At 55.1% G+C, this 19025-nt stretch carries 20 protein-coding genes; 13 read left to right on the plus strand and 7 right to left on the minus strand.

Annotated features, from left to right (window positions below; genetic code table 11):
* Positions 1-11: 11 nt before the first annotated feature.
* On the minus strand, positions 12-1154 hold the full coding sequence (locus tag Yoon_RS12985) for a phosphoserine transaminase (protein WP_238112702.1): 1143 nt from the start codon (positions 1152-1154) through the stop codon (positions 12-14).
* Positions 1155-1309: 155 nt separating this feature from the next.
* On the opposite strand from Yoon_RS12985, the gene serB reads away from it, so the two are divergent.
* From serB to Yoon_RS13010, 5 genes are all read left to right on the plus strand, one after another.
* A complete protein-coding gene (gene serB / locus Yoon_RS12990) occupies positions 1310-2182 on the plus strand; it encodes a phosphoserine phosphatase SerB (protein ID WP_238112703.1) in 873 nt (290 codons plus the stop codon).
* Positions 2183-2285: 103 nt separating this feature from the next.
* The gene (locus tag Yoon_RS12995) at positions 2286-3155 is read left to right on the plus strand and encodes a sterol desaturase family protein (RefSeq protein ID WP_238112704.1); all 870 of its coding nucleotides are present in this window, start codon (positions 2286-2288) and stop codon (positions 3153-3155) included.
* 89 nt (positions 3156-3244) lie between these two features.
* A complete protein-coding gene (locus Yoon_RS13000) occupies positions 3245-3961 on the plus strand; it encodes a deiodinase-like protein (protein WP_238112705.1) in 717 nt (238 codons plus the stop codon).
* A gap of 50 nt (positions 3962-4011) precedes the next feature.
* Entirely contained in the window at positions 4012-5133 is a 1122-nt protein-coding gene (locus Yoon_RS13005; RefSeq protein ID WP_238112706.1) for a PLP-dependent aspartate aminotransferase family protein, read from the plus strand.
* A gap of 571 nt (positions 5134-5704) precedes the next feature.
* A complete protein-coding gene (locus tag Yoon_RS13010) occupies positions 5705-6151 on the plus strand; it encodes a hypothetical protein (protein WP_238112707.1) in 447 nt (148 codons plus the stop codon).
* Positions 6152-6329: 178 nt separating this feature from the next.
* Here the strand turns inward: Yoon_RS13010 and Yoon_RS13015 are convergent, their stop codons facing one another.
* Positions 6330-7016, minus strand: a complete 687-nt coding sequence (locus Yoon_RS13015) for a response regulator transcription factor (protein WP_238112708.1) — start codon at positions 7014-7016, stop codon at positions 6330-6332.
* A 156-nt stretch (positions 7017-7172) separates the two neighbouring features.
* Between Yoon_RS13015 and ribA the strand changes: the two genes are divergently transcribed.
* Entirely contained in the window at positions 7173-8249 is a 1077-nt protein-coding gene (ribA, locus tag Yoon_RS13020) for a GTP cyclohydrolase II (protein ID WP_238112709.1), read from the plus strand.
* 2 nt (positions 8250-8251) lie between these two features.
* Here the strand turns inward: ribA and Yoon_RS13025 are convergent, their stop codons facing one another.
* On the minus strand, positions 8252-8479 hold the full coding sequence (locus tag Yoon_RS13025; RefSeq protein ID WP_113777967.1) for a hypothetical protein: 228 nt from the start codon (positions 8477-8479) through the stop codon (positions 8252-8254).
* Positions 8480-8648: 169 nt separating this feature from the next.
* Between Yoon_RS13025 and Yoon_RS13030 the strand changes: the two genes are divergently transcribed.
* The 3 genes from Yoon_RS13030 to Yoon_RS13040 all read left to right on the plus strand — a co-directional run bounded on the left by Yoon_RS13030 (position 8649) and on the right by Yoon_RS13040 (position 10172).
* Complete coding sequence (locus Yoon_RS13030; protein ID WP_238112711.1) at positions 8649-9143, plus strand: L,D-transpeptidase; 495 nt, start codon at positions 8649-8651, stop codon at positions 9141-9143.
* 64 nt (positions 9144-9207) lie between these two features.
* The gene (locus Yoon_RS13035; RefSeq protein WP_238112712.1) at positions 9208-9690 is read left to right on the plus strand and encodes an RNA pyrophosphohydrolase; all 483 of its coding nucleotides are present in this window, start codon (positions 9208-9210) and stop codon (positions 9688-9690) included.
* Positions 9691-9695: 5 nt separating this feature from the next.
* Positions 9696-10172: a hypothetical protein gene (locus Yoon_RS13040; RefSeq protein WP_238112713.1), complete on the plus strand. Its 477-nt coding sequence runs from the start codon at positions 9696-9698 to the stop codon at positions 10170-10172.
* On the opposite strand, the gene Yoon_RS13045 is transcribed toward Yoon_RS13040, so the two are convergent.
* Positions 10169-11353 carry a lytic murein transglycosylase gene (locus Yoon_RS13045; protein WP_238112714.1) on the minus strand — a complete coding sequence of 395 codons (1185 nt, stop codon included), beginning with the start codon at positions 11351-11353 and terminating at the stop codon, positions 10169-10171. The two genes, Yoon_RS13040 and Yoon_RS13045, sit on opposite strands and share 4 nt — an antisense overlap.
* Positions 11354-11494: 141 nt before the next feature.
* Between Yoon_RS13045 and Yoon_RS13050 the strand changes: the two genes are divergently transcribed.
* Positions 11495-11890: a DUF1801 domain-containing protein gene (locus Yoon_RS13050; RefSeq protein ID WP_238112715.1), complete on the plus strand. Its 396-nt coding sequence runs from the start codon at positions 11495-11497 to the stop codon at positions 11888-11890.
* Here the strand turns inward: Yoon_RS13050 and rnr are convergent.
* A complete protein-coding gene (gene rnr, locus Yoon_RS13055) occupies positions 11887-14142 on the minus strand; it encodes a ribonuclease R (RefSeq protein ID WP_238112716.1) in 2256 nt (751 codons plus the stop codon). The two genes, Yoon_RS13050 and rnr, sit on opposite strands and share 4 nt — an antisense overlap.
* A gap of 143 nt (positions 14143-14285) precedes the next feature.
* Between rnr and Yoon_RS13060 the strand changes: the two genes are divergently transcribed.
* On the plus strand, positions 14286-15044 hold the full coding sequence (locus tag Yoon_RS13060; protein WP_238112717.1) for a YHYH protein: 759 nt from the start codon (positions 14286-14288) through the stop codon (positions 15042-15044).
* Here the strand turns inward: Yoon_RS13060 and Yoon_RS13065 are convergent, their stop codons facing one another.
* Together Yoon_RS13065 and dapE are read right to left on the minus strand one after the other, a co-directional pair.
* Complete coding sequence (locus Yoon_RS13065) at positions 15045-15464, minus strand: GNAT family N-acetyltransferase (RefSeq protein WP_238112718.1); 420 nt, start codon at positions 15462-15464, stop codon at positions 15045-15047.
* Positions 15461-16603 (minus strand): succinyl-diaminopimelate desuccinylase, encoded by a 1143-nt coding sequence (dapE, locus tag Yoon_RS13070; RefSeq protein ID WP_238112719.1) that lies wholly within the window; start codon positions 16601-16603, stop codon positions 15461-15463. The genes Yoon_RS13065 and dapE overlap by 4 nt, the downstream gene beginning before the upstream one ends.
* A 209-nt stretch (positions 16604-16812) precedes the next feature.
* Between dapE and Yoon_RS13075 the strand changes: the two genes are divergently transcribed.
* The gene (locus Yoon_RS13075; protein ID WP_238112720.1) at positions 16813-18396 is read left to right on the plus strand and encodes a right-handed parallel beta-helix repeat-containing protein; all 1584 of its coding nucleotides are present in this window, start codon (positions 16813-16815) and stop codon (positions 18394-18396) included.
* Positions 18397-18416: 20 nt separating this feature from the next.
* A complete protein-coding gene (locus tag Yoon_RS13080) occupies positions 18417-19019 on the plus strand; it encodes a hypothetical protein (protein ID WP_238112723.1) in 603 nt (200 codons plus the stop codon).
* Positions 19020-19025: the final 6 nt, after the last annotated feature.

Consider the following 19025-nt stretch of genomic DNA (forward strand, 5'->3'; position numbering starts at 1 on the left):
ATTTTGAGAAATTACTGCGCGTCTATTTCGGTCGCAAATGCCCATGCCAACCAAGGCAACATGGCTTCTATGTCCGATGTCTCAACTGTGGCACCACACCAGATCCGCAGACCAGCAGGGGCGTCACGATAGGCACCGATGTCGAGCGCGACGTTTTCGGCCTCAAGACGTTTTGCAACGGCTTTGGCGAAGGCGGCACCGTCTTTGATACGGTCATCCGTGAATTTCAAGCAAACCGATGTGTTCGACCGGGTCGCTGGATCAACGGCCAGATTGTCGATCCAATCGTTCTCTGCACAGAAATTCCAGATCGCGCGTGCGTTTGCATCGGCCCGGTGGATCAGCGCATCCAGCCCACCGATAGACCGGCCCCATTTCAGTGCGACAAGGTAATCTTCAACGGCGAGCATCGACGGCGTGTTGATGGTTTCGCCACGGAAGATGCCGTCGATCAGCTTGCCGCCTTTGGTCAGGCGGAAGATTTTCGGCAAAGGCCATGCAGGTGTGTAGTTTTCGAGACGCTCAACTGCGCGCGGGGATAGGATCAACATGCCATGAGCTGCTTCGCCGCCCATGACTTTCTGCCACGAGAAGGTTGTCACATCCAATTTGTCCCAAGGCAGGTCTTGGGCAAATGCAGCAGAAGTCGCATCGCAAAGCGTCAGACCAGCCCGGTCACCGGGGATCACATCGCCATTGGCCACGCGCACGCCGGATGTGGTGCCGTTCCAAGTAAAGCAAACATCGTTATCATAGTTCAGCGCGGCCATATCGACGATCTCACCGTATTCGGCTGTATGAACGGTGGCGTCGATTTTCAACTGTTTGACCACATCAGTGACCCAACCCGCCCCAAATGATTCCCATGCGACCATTTCGGCGGGGCGTTCACCCAGTAGGGACCACATTGCCATCTCAAAGGCACCAGTGTCCGACGCAGGCACAATGCCAATGCGGTAGTCAGCGGGGATGCCTAGGATGTCGCGGGTCAGCTCAATCGCTTCGGCCAATTTGGCCTTGCCCACAGATGCGCGGTGTGACCGACCCAGTGGGGCGTCACGCAAAGCATCCAAATTCCAGACGGGGGGTTTGGCACAAGGGCCAGAAGAAAAACGCGCGTTTGCCGGCCGCGTAGCCGGTTTGGTCATAACCATTGCTGGTATCCTCACAGATATCTGCCCTTCGTTGGGGAAGGGTGTCCCACCGCCGGACATAGAGCCTGACTTTGGGTTTCACAACAGCCAAAATGACGCTAGACCGCCGCTTAAGGCGCTTTTTGCGACACCCTTTGAGGCGGATAGGAAACACCATGTTCACAGTCACACTTTTGACGAGCCCAACAAATCGGAACCTTGAAATGGCGCTGGTCGAGAACCTGCGTAACGCGTGGGGTGGCGGTGATGCAGTTTGGCTGGCGATCGATGAAGCCGCGGAATTTGCGATCCCGCAACGACCCGATAATCAGTGGGACGTTTGGAATGACCTGCAAGTCGCAGGTGTCGACTTGATCGTGCAACCTACTGAAAATCGTTGTAAAAAGATGCTGCTGGCGGATATGGATAGCACCATGATCGAACAGGAATGCATCGATGAATTGGCAGCAGAAGCGGGCGTTGGGCCGCGCGTTGCTGACATCACAGCGCGCGCGATGAACGGTGAATTGGACTTTAACGAAGCCCTGACCGAACGGGTCGGGCTGCTAAAGGGGCTATCTGAATCCGTGATCGATAAAGTCCTTGAAGACCGCATCACACTGATGCCTGGAGGGCGCGCGCTTTTGAGCACAATGAAGGCGAATGGTGCGTACGCCGCGTTGGTGTCGGGCGGGTTCACGGCCTTTACCGCGCGAATCGCTACTGAATTGGGCTTTGATGAAAACCGGGCGAACACGCTGTTGGTTGCGGATGGTCAATTGACGGGCGCGCCTGGGCTGCCAATTTTGGGGAAGGCGGCCAAGGTCACCGCACTTGAAGAAATCACCGCCAAATTGGGTATTTTCGAGGAAGACGTGCTGGCTGTTGGCGATGGGGCCAATGATCTAGGCATGTTAGGCCGCGCGGGCACTGGCGTTGCGCTACACGCCAAACCATCGGTGCAGAAAGAATGCGACGTGCGGGTTAATCACGGCGACCTGACAGCACTGCTATACCTGCAAGGCTATGCGCGCGATCAGTTTTCGTGAAGCTAGACAGTGGTCGACTGCCATAATTTTGCTAGATTGACGCGGTTAATTGGACAAGGCTTGGGACTCTAGGCCGCTGTATACAAAGACGAGACACAATCACGTGGAATGGTTTGATAAACCTTTTGAGCTTACGTTTGGCATTCAGCTGCTTGCGGCACTCGCTGCGAAGTATGTTCTTGTCATCGTGTTTCGCAAGCGCTCTGAGCTAAGTGCAATCGCCACCAAAAATATGCTGGCGTCGATTGCGATATCCGTCATGAATATTGGCGCGGCTATCTATTTCATTAACGATATCAACGCTTTCTTGCAGGTGGCATATGATACGTTACATATCCCGACGTTGGATCCCGCGTTTTGGGATGGGTGGCCGCTTTGGTTGCTGTGCATTGTTGGCATTATCCCACGCGATTTTGCCGATTATTGGAGCCACCGCGCGATGCACACGCGATGGGGCTGGCCGACACATGCGGCGCATCATACTGACACCCATGTGAATGCATTCACTGGGCTGCGCGTACATGCGATCGAATCGGTACTTATGACGATGTCCTATGTGATCTTGCTGACATGGCTACAAATGCCCGAAGCGATCCCAATTATTGCAGCGTTCTACCTCGTGCACGGCATCTATGTGCATATGGACCTAGAAATTGATCACGGCCCATTTAAATATCTCATCGCTTCGCCGATTTTTCATCGCTGGCACCACGCGGATGCGCCTGTTGCATACGGCAAGAACCTTGGAAATATCATGCCTTTGTGGGATCGGATCTTTGGGACCTACTATAATCCCGGGCCATGTCGCGAACAAATGGGCGCTCTTAGCAGCGGGTTGGCGGATACGAACCCGTTCTTGATCTATATTTATCCACTGCAAGAGTGGTCGCGCCTCCTAAAGGAAAGTTGGGTGGAAACAGTGAGCCCCATCTTTAACAAACACCAAAGCGCCCCGGACGATCCCGACCAGTAGGCGAGCATTGCGAAAACCTGCCCTTCGAAAAGTTATACGAAAAAGAGAAACTTCGCGTATGATCCCTTTAGAAACTTGGAGGGCTCAAGATGGCTGACTACAATTATAGTGCGTTCTCATCCGCTGATTATGACTTTACGACCGCAAGTGGCCCGGCCGTTGGTGCGAAGGCTCCTGACATCGAAGTGACGACTTTAAGCGGGGTTAAACGACGGCTTTTGGAATTTGACGGTGATTTCTTGGTGCTGGAACTGGGCAGCATTACCTGTCCGTTGTTCCAAACCCGCCGCAAGGCGATGGCCGCAATGGATGCGATTTACCCAAATGTTGCCAGCGCCGTGCTTTATGTCCGCGAGGCCCATCCGGGTATCGACATCCCTAATCACGATGGTTTTGAGCAAAAGCAAGCCTGCGCACAGCGTTTAGCCGAGGTTGATGGCGAGACACGTGAAATCTTGGTCGATGATTTTGACGGGTCTGGGCATCGCGCCTTTGGTGGCATGCCAAACGCGGTCTTTATCATCAACCGCAACGGCTGTGTGGTGTTTCGCGCCGCATGGAACAATCCGAAAGTCACGAAATCTGCGCTGGATGCATTGATCGCCGGGCGACCCGCAACGACCAAGAACTATTTTCGACCCGCCACGCCAAAGATCGCGGTGCAGACCTTACGCAAAGCCGGCAAAGGCGCAGCTGTTGATTTCTTTAAAAGCCTGCCCGCATTGGTTTGGCAGAATGTGGTGAAACGGAACCTGCGTGTTTTGTTCAACCGCCCACAGCCTGTTGCGCCCGATATGACCTGTTAATTTTGGCGTAAGACCTTGCATCTGCCGTGAATTCTGCGCCAGATAAACGCATGAAAAATGATCTAAAACCCGCCTCTATCGCCGCCCATGCTGCAGGGGCGCTTGACCCGCAATCGGGCGGCGTTGTCCCTGCATTGCAGCCTTCGACGACCTTTATGCGTGATGAGAATTACAACTTGCTGCGCGCTGATAACATCTATGCACGCGACAATTCCGACAATCTGCGTCAGGCGGAACGCGTGTTGCAGCAGCTTGAAGGGGCGGCTGATACGTTACTATTCCCATCCGGTATGGCTGCGATTGCGGCGGTGTTTCGGACCTTGCCCAATGGCGCGACCGCCATTCTGCAAGCCGGCATCTACTGGGGCACGACTGCATGGATTCGTGATTTTTGCACAAGGCGCGAGATTACGTTGATCGAAGTGGACGTGCCGGAGTTAGCAACGGCCTGCGCCACTCATGATCCCGCCTTGGTGTTCATTGAAACGCCATCAAACCCTTGGCTGAAATCCGTGGATATCCGAGCGCTTGCTGATGCGACTAAAGCCACCTTGGTCGTCGATGCCACCGCCGCAACGCCGATCTTGATGCAGCCGCTTGCGCATGGAGCGGACATCGTGATGCATTCGGCAACCAAAGGGATCAACGGGCATTCGGATGTGCTGGCGGGGGTATTGTCGACGGGTAAACCTGACGCCGCCATATGGGAAGATATCAGCGCGGATCGCAAAGGGGCAGGTGCTATTCTGGGCCCGTTTGAAGCATGGCTGCTGACCCGCGCAATGCGCACATTGCCGCTGCGGATTGAACGGATGACGCAGAACGCCCAAAGCTTAGCCAAACATCTATTTGATCATCCGCAAGTCGCGGATGTGTTCTACCCCGGCCTGCCACACCACCCCGGCCACGATATCGCGAAACGGCAAATGACGGGCGGTTTTGGCGGGCTACTGTCCGTTTTGGTCAAAGGCGACAAGCAAGACGCGCTGCGGGTTGTGGGGAAACTGGAACTGTTCCTGCGCGCCACGTCGCTCGGCGGCGTCGAAAGCCTAGTTGAGCACCGCCACACGATTGAGCCACACACAGGCATTCCAGAAAACCTGATCCGTGTATCCGTTGGGATCGAAGACATCGGCGATTTGATTGCGGACTGGGATCAGGCGTTGGGGTGATAGCTACCTATAACTAAGAACACATTGAAGAGCATACACGGTATTGAATTGGGGGGATGAGGTTTGACTACAAAGAAAATCTTGATCAATTGCGTTTTGGCAATCGCAATTCCATTGGTTTGCTTCGGTATAGCGGCCCTGTGGAACAACGAAGAGGCTAAGATATTCATGCTTAACTTGGGATTTCTTTCATTTGTCTTTGTCCTGTTTTTTCGGATCGGGGCGCCGATATGTATTACAAGCGCATATATCCTATCCAAAAATCCCCGGGTGCGTGCTAACCTCGAAACTCCCATCGTTAAACGTTTATTCATTGTCGATGATGTTGGCGTGTAAAATGTTCTGTTGTTGGGCGCGACGTTAGAGTTGGGTCATACCTTTCAGAGGGCCCTCAAAAAAAACCCGGGCATAAAGCCCGGGCAAGTCCAACAGGGAGATGGCGATCTGATTGCAGATTGGGATCAGGCGTTAGTGTGATGGAAACGGCAAAAATTATCTGAAGTACGAAACCACAACAGGTCGCACGATTTTATTTCGGAATTGAGGGAAAAGCACGTTGAAACGAATTATAATGAGTATTTTTGGCGCGGTACCTCGCCCTAGACTGGGCTTGGCAGTTCTCATGTTGATTTCGTGGTGTTTGCCCGCGTTTGCGCAAACCCATTGTGATCCTTTGGGTGGCGCTATCACTCAGCTCGAACACGTTAAAACTGAATTTGCCTCGGGGCAATATGCGGAGTTTTTCGAGTATGTAGATGCAAGATTAACCGATGCCGCAACTGACGGTGATGCATTGACAGTAATGAACCAAGCATTTTCATCTGGATTTGAAAGTTGTCAAACGATTGTTTCTACGAGGGTTTCGGAGCGATTAGTTTCTGAGATTGTACTGTTCTATGCGGCCGATGGTAGGGTTCTATTTCTAGCGTGGGATGCGATTGATACGTCGGGCGATTGGTGGGTTGTAAGGTATTTACTATCCGATAATTTCGACGAAATTAGTCAAGGGTGGATGTAGTCTCATAGGGGAATGCCAATCGTGCTTCAGGGCGCAATTTGTTCGCGATCGCCTAAAAAAACCCGGGCATAAAGCCCGGGCAAGTCCAACAGGGAGGTGGTGATATGAACCGATCACCGGCGGTATTCTTGGGCCCGGTAGCGTGCTGGGGGAGGAGCCATGCTACCGGGGCTTGGTCTTACGCAACTAATCTATAACCACCAGATTCGGTCACAAGAAGGCGCGCATTGGACGGATCTGGTTCTATTTTTTGGCGAAGACGGTAAATATGTGTCTCTAATGTGTGTGTGGTCACACCCGCATTATAGCCCCAAACCTCGTGCAGCAGCACGTCGCGGGCGACAACACCGTCGGTTGAACGATAAAGGTATTTCAAAATATTCGTCTCTTTTTCCGTGAGTCGAACCTTCTTATCTTCTTCTGTTATCAGCATTTTTTGGGCAGGCTTGAAAGTGTAGTGCCCCAGCTGGAACACGGCATCTTCAGACTGTTCATGCGCGCGTAGCTGGCTGCGGATCCGTGCGAGCAACACAGGGAACTTGAACGGCTTGCTGACATAATCGTTGGCGCCAGCATCAAGACCCAGAATTGTGTCGGCGTCGCTGTCTTGCGCGGTCAACATGAGAATCGGGCATTTCACGCCTTGTTTGCGCATCACACGGCACAATTCGCGACCATCCGTATCGGGCAGGCCGACATCAAGGATCATCAGATCGTACAGCCCTTCTTTGGCTTTCACCATCGCGCTGGCGCCGTCGTCGGCCTCGAATACGTCGAAATCCTCGGTCATGAGCAACTGCTCACCCAATGCTTCGCGCAGGTCGTCATCATCGTCGACCAGCAATATTTTCTTGAGTTGTCCCATGACATGCTCCTTCGTTACCCACTAGAAATGTGCCTTTGATACGTATGAGACAAGGTTTTCCGTCAAACTTTCACACGGTCGTGTGATTAAACGTGCAAATGTTTCACTTTGCTTCAAAACCGGGTATCTGTTGGGGGATAAAACGGGATGCGACGTATGGATTTTTCACCAGATATTACAGAACGACTGGCGCGGGCCCGTGCAGATTTGCGCATGGGCGTGCCAATTGTGCTGGATGGTGGTGCGGTTATTCTGGCGGCGGAAACGCTAACGGGGGCGCGGCTCGCGGCGTTGCGCGCGTTGGGTGGCGATCCGGTGCTGGCGGTGACAAGCTGGCGGGCGCAGACATTAAAGGCGCGCGCCTATGACGGCGATGTGGCCCGTATTTTGCTGCCCGGTGATGCGTCGCTTGCATGGGTCCAGTCGATTGCGGACCCTGCCGATGATCTGCGCGCGCCAATGAAGGGGCCCATGCAGACCCAACGCGAAGGCGACGCAGATTTGCACCGCGCGGCAATCGCGCTGACCAAGGCCGCACGCCTGATGCCTGCTGCGATTGTACTGCCGATTCCGGATCCTGTGACGTTTGCGCAAACCCATAACCTGACCTTGGTCCCTGCGGACGCAGCGATTGATGATGCTCTTAGCCCGCTAGACCCGATCATCAGCGCGCGCCTGCCGCTATCCGTATCAGAGGCTGGCCGTCTTCATATTTTTAGGCCTGACGATGGGGCCGAAGAACATTACGCCGTTGAAATCGGCAAACCTGATCGCAGCAAACCCGTTTTGTCGCGCCTGCATTCTGCCTGTTTTACCGGTGATCTGCTTGGTTCGCTGAAATGCGATTGCGGCCCCCAGTTGCGCGGTGCGCTGGCGCAAATGGGGGCGGAGGGCGCGGGTGTCTTGCTTTATTTGAACCAAGAAGGGCGCGGGATCGGCCTTGCCAATAAAATGCGGGCCTATTCGCTCCAAGATCAGGGGTTTGATACTGTAGAGGCTAATCACCGCTTGGGTTTTGAAGACGACGAGCGCGATTTTCGGATTGGTGCAGAGATTTTGAAACGGATGGGATTCAGTGAGACCCGATTGCTGACAAACAATCCCGCCAAGGTCGCCCGGATGGAAAGCTGCGGGATTACAGTTGTTGAACGGGTGCCGCTGAAAGTCGGAGAAAACCTACACAATCATGACTATCTGGCAACGAAGGCCGCAAAATCAGGCCATCTTTTATAAGATCAGTCAGTGACGTCTATATTTTGACAGTTGCGGGTCAGGTTGTGGATCTCATGGCCCAGACAGCTCAGCGTCAGCGTGTTGAAATTCATTTCGACGAGGCGCAGCTGGATCAATCGCTGCGTTTGCGGGCATGATCGTGACAGCGTTTCTGGACAAATACGGGCGTTTTCCAAAGATGCCAGCTCTTCGGTGGTAAGGATCCTTAGGACTTCGGTTGCCAAGCTCATGTGCGGTGGGTCTTCTTCTGCGTGAGTATGAAATAGCGGCGTTCCCTCTTATACGTGCAATAAATCCGGTTCCGTCGAAATGAGACTGGATATGTCGATTTTTTTATCGTTGTTTCAGGTTTCGTGGCCGGTAGTTGCTGCCTAAGGGTGGGATTGCTATCTAAGCCCCATGAAACCCACTGACCTTGTTTTGACCGGCACCCATATCAGATTTCTGAACCGCCGTTTCGCGCGGACCATCGGCCGAGGCGGGCTGACCGTTGATAAGGTCGAAGGCGACGGTGCGACACCACGCGGCACCCATAAGATTGTCGATATGTTGTACCGGGCCGATCGCATGGTCCGACCTAGCAATTGGGCGCGAGCGATTGGGCCGCATGATCTTTGGTCCGATGATGTGTCTGATCCCGCCTATAATCACATGGTGCGCGCGCCGCATGGATTCAGCCATGAACGCTTGCGGCGGGCGGATCCGATGTATGATTTGGTATTCATTACCGATTGGAACTACCCAGATGCCACTGCGGGCAAAGGCTCTGCGATTTTTATTCATCAATGGCGCGGACCGGGGCGGCCGACGGCGGGCTGCGTTGCGTTTCGGCGCGATCATCTGCGGTGGATCGCGGGGCGGATCACGCGTGGGTCACGGCTTGTTATCGCATAGCGGGTGGACCTTGGGCCATGTTTGGTGCGACACGGAACTGAGACAACCGAAAGATTAGACAAAGATGACACCAGAAGAGATTGCGGCACTTCCTTATCGCCCATGCGTCGGTATTATGCTTGCCAATACGCGCGGCCATATTTTTGTAGGTCAGCGTATTGATCGCGACACGGACGCTTGGCAAATGCCGCAAGGTGGTGTTGATCCGGGCGAAAATACCTATGATGCCGCGCTGCGCGAATTGGAAGAAGAAACCGGTGTGACGCCAAATTTGGTCAGCCTTGATGGGGAATGCCCGGGACTGATCCCCTATGATCTGCCACATGATCTTGTCCCTAAGATCTGGAAGGGCCGGTTTCGTGGCCAAGAACAAAAATGGTATTTATTGCGTTATCACGGGACCGATGATCAGGTGAATATCGTCACCAAACAGCCGGAGTTTTCGGAATGGAAATGGATACCGCCGGCTGAATTGGTTGACGCAATCGTGCCGTTCAAACGGGCCGTCTATGCGCGGGTCTTAGATGCATTCAAAGGGAAATTGTAAACGATATGCCCAGTATGATGCACCCGATTTGGCTGACCGCTGTGCTTGCCTGCGCTGCCGAACAGGCGCAGGCGCTCCGCTGTGTTGCGCCTGATCCATTGCGGACATTTTCGGAAATCGCAGCCGCGCCCGAAGATTACTATGTGCTGTATGGGGAGCTGACATTTGATGAGGCTGAATTGCCTGAGGGATTGCGCGCAATGGGGGCCGGGCTGCCCGCACCAATTGCCGCGCAGTTTCGTGGTAAGGGGTTGACGCAAGCTGGCTTTACGTCGGACTACATCAGCCCGGTGACCTTGCAGATTGACTGCATGGCCAACTATTGCGGTACGGCGCAAAGCGGAATTGACGCGCTTTACTTTGTACGTGCAGACCCGACGCCCGTGACAATGGTCGCATCCCCATGTCGGGAATGGATATTCCCAGAACCTACGCAAGCGGTGTTGGATCAACTGACCGCTTGCATGCAGGGCGGCTGTTAACGTAGCCGCTCTAACAAGGAAAGCGAAGGATGCCCATCTTGTGGCAACCCTTGTGACGCCTGATACGCCCGGATTGCACGGCGTGAATTCGGACCAATTTGACCGTCGACCCCACCCGTTGAATAGCCCGCATCGGTCAGACGTTGTTGCAGTTCGACCCGCTCCGCGCGCCGCAATCGCCGTTCACCTGCGGGCCATTGCGCGCGCAGCCGATCGCCACCGCGGATACGGTCACCCAGATGGCCAACCCCGATGATATAGGCCTCGGCATTATTGTAGCGCGAAATCACATCGAAATTGCGGAACACCATAAAGGCGGGGCCGCCCGCGCCAGTCGGCGTGATCAGCGATGCATCGCCATAGTTCGCAACCGCGCGCCCGTTGACATCGCCCACACCAAGCTGCGCCCAAGCCGCCGGGCTGCGGGTCACAGTGCGCCCGGTCTGGCTATAGTCAAACCCACGTGGAAGCAGCACTTCGACGCCCCAAGGTTGGCCCTGCTGCCAGCCAAACCGCCGGAAATAAGCAGCGGTAGAGGCGAGCGCGTCGCTTGGGTCATCGGCCCAGATATCGCGGCGTCCGTCGCCTGTGAAATCGACAGCATAGGCTTCGTAGGATGTGGGGATAAACTGCGTGTGCCCCATCGCCCCAGCCCATGAGCTGGTCATGTTTTGCGGGGCAACGTCGCCGTTTTGCAAAATCTTGAGTGCGGCAATCAGCTGCCCTTCAAAGAACCGCCCGCGGCGGCCGTCATAGGCCAATGTTGCGAGGGTCGAGATCAACGGTGTGCTGCCGCGCCGCTGGCCATAGTTGCTTTCCATGCCCCAAACCGCCAACACAACGTGCGGTTCGACCGCATAGGTCGCCTCGATCCGCGACAAAAGCCGCCCGTGCTGGCGCAACATGTCACGCCCGTTACTGACCCGCGCATCTGACACGGCCGTGCTCATGTAGTCGGCTAACGGCTTTACGAACTCAGCTTGATTGCGGTCCCGGTCGATACTGTCTTGAAGATATTGCGCCCCTTGAAACGCAGCATCAAACGTGCGGTTTGAAATGCCTTGTGCATTTGCGCGGGCGCGAAAATTTGCGATCCATGTTCCAAACCCGCGCGCATCGGCAAAAGCCGGGCTCGCCAGCGTTGCGGCGCTGGCCGCCATAAGGAATTGTCTGCGATCCATCTGCTTGGCCTCTTTGTTTTGACTGCAACCTAGCCCAGTCTTGTGGGGTGCGACAATCACCTTTGCGCCAGATGTCAGTTTTGGTCAGCAATGCGCGCACGCGCTCTGGGCAGGTCCGCGCTTGGGGGCTAGGATCACCGGATGAACCCGATTGTCGATCCCAAGGTGCAAGCCGCATTTGATGCGTTCCCCATCGCCGCGCGTGAAACGGCGATGATCTTACGCGGATTGATTTTCGACGAGGCGGCGCAAAATAACGCAGTCGGCGCGCTGCATGAGACATTGAAGTGGGGGCAGCCTGCCTATCTGACAGCCGCGAGCAAATCAGGGACAACGCTGCGGATCGGCGTCCCAAAGTCAGGGGGCTGCGCGATATACGCGCATTGCGCGACCACTGTGATCAGCAAATATGCAGAAACATTTGCGGGTCTCGATATGATTGAAGGAAATCGTGCCGTGCTATTTGCCACAGCGGATGATGTCGTGCCAGACCGTCTACGGCTGTTGATCCGGCACGCGCTGACATATCATCTTTAGCGTCGCGTGCGTTTGACCTTGCGCGCCGTTTTTGCGGCTTTCTTACGTGCGGATCCGGCTTTGCGCCGCACAGGTTTCCCGCGACCACGCACGGGGCCGCGCGGCATTGTGCGGTCATCAATCGATAGCAATTCAACGATCAACCCGCCAGTAATGGGGGTCGCTTCGGCCAGTTTGACTGTCACGCGCTGCCCGAGGCTGATCATCAGCCCAGTGTCTGATCCCATCAAGGTTTGGCTTTCGGCGTCATAATGGAAATACTCGCGGCCTAAGCTGCGGATCGGCACCATCCCATCTGCGCCCGTTTCATCGAGCTTCACAAAGACGCCGAATTTGGCGATGCCACTGATGCGGCCGGTCATTTCAGCGCCGATCCGATCTGATAAAAACGCGGCAAGGTAACGATCCGTTGTATCGCGTTCCGCGACCATCGAACGGCGCTCTGTGTCAGAAATCAGCTTGGCCGTGTCGGGCAGGTGATCAACGTCCCACGGGCTCAGCCCGTCTTGCGCCCAGCCATGCGATGCAATCAACGCACGGTGCACGATCAGGTCAGCGTAGCGCCGGATCGGCGATGTGAAATGCGCATAGGCGCGCAACGCCAGCCCGAAATGCCCAAAGTTTTCCGGGTTATAATAGGCCTGCGTCATCGACCGTAGGGTCGCGATATTCACCAGTTCGGCGTTTTCAGTGTCCTTGGCTTGGGCCAGAAGACGGTTCAAATGCGCGGTTTTCAGCACTTGCCCTTTGGCCAAGACCAGCCCTGCAGAATGCGCTACGTCGCGCAGCGCGTCCAGCTTATCGGAATTGGGTTCTTCATGGACCCGGAACAAGAGCGGCGATTTCTTTGCAATCAGCGTTTCTGCGGCGGCGACATTGGCCAGCACCATGAACTCTTCGATCAGGCGGTGTGCGTCTAGCCGCTCTTTGAAATTCACCGAAGTGACTTTGCCGTCATCGCTCAGCACGATCTGGCGTTCGGGCAGGTCCAGCTCAAGCGGTTGACGCTCCGCGCGCGCCCGGGTCAGCGCGTCGTAAGCCGCATAGATCGGCCGAATAATATCATCCATCAACGGCGCGACTTTGTCGTTCACCCGGCCGTCCATCGCGTCTTGGACCTCTTCGTAATTCAATGAGGCAACTGATTTCATCAGCCCGCGATGAAACGCGTGGTCAATCATATTGCCGCCTGCGTCGATGTGCATGGCGACGGCCAAACAGGCGCGCTCAACACCTTCGTGCAGTGAACATAGATCGCCTGACAGGCGGTCGGGCAGCATGGGTACAACGCGGTCAGGGAAATAGGTGGAATTGCCGCGCTTGCGCGCTTCGATGTCCAGTTCTGACCCGGGCGTGACGTAATGGGCGACATCCGCAATCGCGACCCAGATCACAAACCCATCCGCGTTCTTGGGGTCAGGGTCCGCTTCGACAAAGCAGGCATCATCGTGATCGCGGGCATCCCAAGGATCAATGGTGAGCAAGGGCATGTCGCGCAGGTCTTTGCGCCCTTTGAGCCCCGCAGGGCTAGCGGCGTCCGCTTCGGCGACGACGGCGTCGGGGAAATGATCAGGGATGCCGTGCTGATGGATCGCAATCAGGGACACCGCGCGCGGCGCAGTTGGATCACCCAATCGGGCAACAATGCGTGCCTTGGGCAGGCCCATGCGACCCTTTGGTCCGGCCTGCTCAGCTTCGACCAATTCACCGTCTTTGGCGCCTCCGGTGGCGCCTGCGGCGACGGTCCATTGCTTGTCAGCGCCCTTATCGACAGGCACAACGCGGCCCCCTTCGGATCCTGCACGAAACACGCCCAAAATGCGCAGCGGGTTGCTGCCAATCCGGCGGATCATGCGCGCCGTGTGCGAATGGTGCTCGGATTTATCGACGGTGAGCCGTCCCAAAATGCGGTCGCCTTTTCCAAGGGCGGGGTCACTGTCGCGCGACAGCATCAAGATCACAGGTTCCGCGCCTTGGCCTTTCCATTCCAAAGGCCGCGCAAACAGATCACCATCGGCATCCGGGCCCGTGATCTCTAATACCGACACCGGCGGCAGATCTTCGGCATCACGGTAGGATGACCGACGCTTGGTCAGCTTGCCTTCGTCTTCAAGCTCTTTGAGCAAACGTTTCAGATCAATGCGGGCCGCACCCTTGATCCCAAAGGCCTTGGCGATGTCGCGTTTGGCAGCTTTGGTTGGGTTCTGGGCGATCCATTCAAGGATCTCGGATTTGGACGGGATACGTATCATCCGCCAGCCCTAGCACGGAAGGTGGGGGGCGTCACGGGGTGTGCGGCGCTCAAGCGACCCATCGTTGCAATATACGAACCTGATTTCGACGGATGTCGGGCGCGAACGCGTTATAGAGGGAACCGAACCAGGAGGATGACCCAATGCAGTATTTGCCAATAGCGGCGCTAATCGTGACGCTCGCGCCCGTTGCAGCCCTCGCACATGACAATCAAAGCAATATAGAAACCCGCGGTGACATGACCTGCATCGTGTCAAATGGCGCACCAAATCACGATATGGGCGCGTTTCCGAACCGGGCGAACCCCAATGCGTTTCGTGAACAAGAATTGACGTTTTGCTTTCCCGTAAACCCGCAACTGGCTGGGCATATTACTGAAGATTTGATGACGGTCGGCGTGTCGGTTACCGGGGTACCGATCCGGCCCTATACGGCGGGCTATTACGATCCGGATGGACGGCGTTCGCTCAGCCGTGATTCGTCAAGCGGCTGGCGTCAGCAGGCGATGCACGACCCGCGCAGTCTTGGTATGGATGACCAAAACGCCCATGTCGATCAGTCTGGTCTTTATCATTATCACGGCGTGTCAGCGGATCTTTTGGCCGGGCAAAATGGGACATTGATTGGCTATGCACCTGATGGATTTGAAATCCGCTACAGCCCGTCGACAGCGACGTCATCATGGCGGCTGAAATCAGGGGTGCGTCCCAGCGGGCCGGGCGGGGCCTATGACGGCAGCTTTGAAGAAGATTTCATCTATATGGCGCAAAGCGGCACATTGGATGAATGTAATGGTGGTATGGTCAATGGCACCTACACGTATTTCGCGACAGACAGCTACCCGTATTTCCCACGTTGTTTCAAAGGCGAGGTGAACCCGCGGTTCATGGTTCGGAACTGATCAATTTGATAGCGGGCGCACCATGTCTTTATGCGGGATGCCTGCGTCATCATAGAACGGACCTTGGGCGACGAACCCCAACTTTTCATAAAAGCCGATGGCGTGATCTTGGGCGCTAAGCTGGGCGTCGGTGATTGTTGGCTGAGTGCGTAAGTGATCCAGCGCGGCCAAGACCAGCTTTGCACCAAGCCCGGTGCCACGCTGATCGGCCAGCACGCAGATGCGGCCGATTTTACCGGTTGTCCCTGCGAACAGTATCCGGGCCGTGCCAACAGGCCGCCCGTCGACAGTAGCCAACAGGTGAACGGCCTGATCGTCGAGATCATCCATTTCTTCCGCTTCGGAAATACCCTGTTCGCCCATGAACACTGCACGGCGTAGTGCGATGCAAGGGGCGTAATCCGCGACAACCGCGATCATGCAAAGTAATCCGTCAGGATACGGGCATAGATGGATTTGAGCTGGCCGATTTGGCCGACCGCGACGCGCTCATCCACTTGGTGCATGGTTTTGCCGACCAGCCCAAATTCGACCACGGGGCAATGATTTTTGACAAAGCGCGCGTCGGACGTGCCACCTGACGTCGACAGTTCAGGCGTACGCCCGGTTTCAGTGGCCACGGCGTTTGCGACCAGATCGGATAATTCGCCTGGTGGTGTGACAAAGCTTTCGCCGGACACTTTGACTCTGGTGTCGACCTCTACCCCAAAGGTATCTTTGATCTGCGCGACCTCAGTTTCGAACCAGTCGATGATCGACTGGCTGGAATGCGCATCATTGAAACGTACATTGACGGCGGCAGTGCAGCTGGCGGGGATAACGTTTGTGGCGGGGTTGCCTGTGTCGATCGTGACCACGGCCAGCGTAGAGGGATCAAAGTGATCCGTACCTTGGTCCAATTCATGTGATGACAGTCGATCAACCAGACGGGCCATCGCGGGGAGCGGGTTATTGGCGCGGTGCGGATAGGCCGAATGCCCTTGTTCACCGCGCACAGTGAACCACGCTGTCAGTGACCCGCGCCGCCCGATTTTCATCGCCTCGCCCATTTCATTGGGGCAGGTGGGTTCGCCGACGAGGCACACTGACATGGTTTCATTATTGGAGGCCATCCAATCCAGCAGGGCGGTCGTGCCGTCAAGCGCGTCGGCTTCTTCATCGCCGGTGATGGCCATGACAACCGCCCCATCAGGTGGCGTATCGGTTACGAAATCAATCGCGGCGGCGGCAAAAGCAGCTACGCCGGATTTCATATCCGTGGCACCACGCCCATACATAAACCCATCTTTGATTTCAGCACCAAAGGGATCAACCGTCCAATCATCGCGGTTCCCAAGCGGGACCACATCAGTATGGCCGTTAAAACCAAACGTCCGATTGGCACCTTGACGGCCCCAGCGTGCATAAAGATTTGCGATGCCGCCACGATCCACGCGGGTACAGCTAAAACCAGCCTCCGAGAGCAGCTTTTCCAAAAGCACCAGCGCGCCGCCTTCGGCTGGGGTGACAGACGGGCAGCGGATCAGATCAGCGGTGAGTGCAATAGGATCCATTGTCATAGCGGCGTTCCTTGTCCTGAGTGCTTAAAATAGAGCCGTTGGATCGGTTGTAAACCGCCAATAGCACGCGGTTTCTGGCGAAGATTTGCCGTTTTTTGGGTCTCTGTGCAATTAAAATCGACTTTCGTATGCGCGGGGGGGAATTGCTAATTGAAAATACGGTGCTAGTTCGCAATCGCGCGCACCTATAACGATCTAGGAGTGGGACTTTGGACGTATATGTAGCTACTAGCGCAGAGCTAAACGCAGCGTTGAGCAGCGCCAGCGCCGGGGATGTTATCATTTTGGCCGCAGGCAACTATGGATCTGTCGCAATTACCGCCAATTTTTCGGACACCGTTACCATCCAATCTGCCGATCTCGGTGGTGCCGTCTTTGAGAGCTTAAAACTGACGGGCGCGACCAATGTCACGATTGATGGTGTGCATGTTGACGGTACCAGCGATGGCGGCGCGGGCGGATCTTTTGTCAAAATATCGGATGGAAGTCAGAGCATCACACTGACCAATATGGAAATCAACGGGTCGGTTGATGGTGTTTATACTGGGGCTTACGGCGTTCATGTCGATGATTCCTCGGATGTTACGTTGAACAATAACTATATCCATGATGTCAAAATCGGCATGCTTTTGAATGGGAGCGAGGATGTATCGGTCGTGGACAGCGCGCTTGATTATCTTGGCAATGACGGCATCAAATTTGCGGGCATCGATGGCCTTTTGCTTGAAGGGAACATCGAATACGGCAACGTTTTCCCCGAGGCGGGTGATCATGTTGATTTCATTCAGGGGCAAGGCGCGGACTCAACAGATATCGAGATCCGAAATAACATCCTGCTGGCCGGCAACGTCAACAATATTCAGGGCATTAGCCTGTTTGATGTGAACTATACGAACGTTCTGATCGAGGGGAATGTCATCTACTCGGGCCAAACCCGTGGAATTACTGTTGAATTCGGCGACAACGTGACCGTGATCAACAACACAGTTCTCAACATTCCGGGAACTAACAAATCCACCTATATCGATGTTGTTGATGGCGGCGTGAACGAAGGTAATATCTTTGTAAATAACGCAACCACGCCAGGCGAAGCCAATGGGAACCTGCAACTTCAAAACGATGACCCGACCGGCGACTTCTATGTCGACGACTATTTTGTCAACGGGTCGCACGGTTTGGGCGTCACATTTGAAGATCTGCAAACCGTCGAGGGCAGTTTAGCTGAAGAATACGGCGCGGTTGGCGTGATCGATGCTGTCTTGGGCGTGTTAGAAGGCGACGACGTTGATCCGATCGTCGTGGCCGGAAACGCGGCGCTTGATGTGGCCTTGGATGCAGTGACCGGGGGCGAGACCATTTTGGCGGAAAATGACGATGATGGCTATGTGATCATATTGGATGACACCACGCCCGAGGTCACCTTGCACATCGAGACACCATCGGATGTTGCCGAATCTGATGCGGTTGATTTGGTTTTTGCAGGCTCTGACGGTGATGACATCGTCTATGGCGCAGGTGGCGATGATGTCATTGCGGGCGGTGAAGGTGGTGACCGGCTTGCGGGTGGCGAAGGCGCCGATACGTTCGTGTTCGCACAGGGCACCGGGTTGGATATTGTCTATGATTTTACCAATGACGTCGATCAGATTGGCCTTCAAGGTGTCACGTTTGATGAACTGACAATCAGTAACTATCGCAACGGCGATACATTAATCGAAATGGGCGATGACCGCCTTATTCTACGCGATGTTGATTTCCTCGAAATCACTGCCGACGACTTTATTTCCCTCTAAGCGCTTGGATGACACAGCACATGAATACTATTTTTGGAACTTGCACTAAGCGAACGTTTGTCGTGTCCCTTGTGCTTGCGCTAGCGGCCTGCGGTGGGTCCGGATCAGATGACGAAGCGACGTCGTCTTACAGTTCGTTTGATCAAATCGATGCAGACGCGGTGGTAACAATTGGAACCTATATTGAAGGCAATGGCGATTTGAATGCGCCAGTGACGGCGGGGGCTGCCTTGTCAAGCGGATCGGTCGCCTATGACGGTTTTATCAGGGGTGACATTGATGGCGCGACCTTGACCGGCACAGTGACGATGAACGTCAATTTCGGAGATGCGTCTGTAGCGGGAAGCGCCACCGACTTTTTCCATGAAACAGACGGAGCATACGAAGGATCGCTTTCGGGTTCGGGTATTGTCGATGCCGGTGCCACCGGTACTAAACCACAGCTGACTGCGACGCTTGACGGTAGCCTGACAAACGGTTCTGTACCTTTTGATACCACCCTGCTGCTTGACGGCGATTTCCTGACTTTCGATGGTACGGATGGCGCGGCGGTCGCCGGTCTGGTCGAAGGAAACGTGGGTACGGCGACCTTTGACGATGGGCTGTTCGCTGCGGAACAGTAACCTATT

Source organism: Yoonia sp. I 8.24, assembly GCF_022096995.1.
In the GTDB taxonomy this organism is placed as follows: domain Bacteria; phylum Pseudomonadota; class Alphaproteobacteria; order Rhodobacterales; family Rhodobacteraceae; genus Yoonia.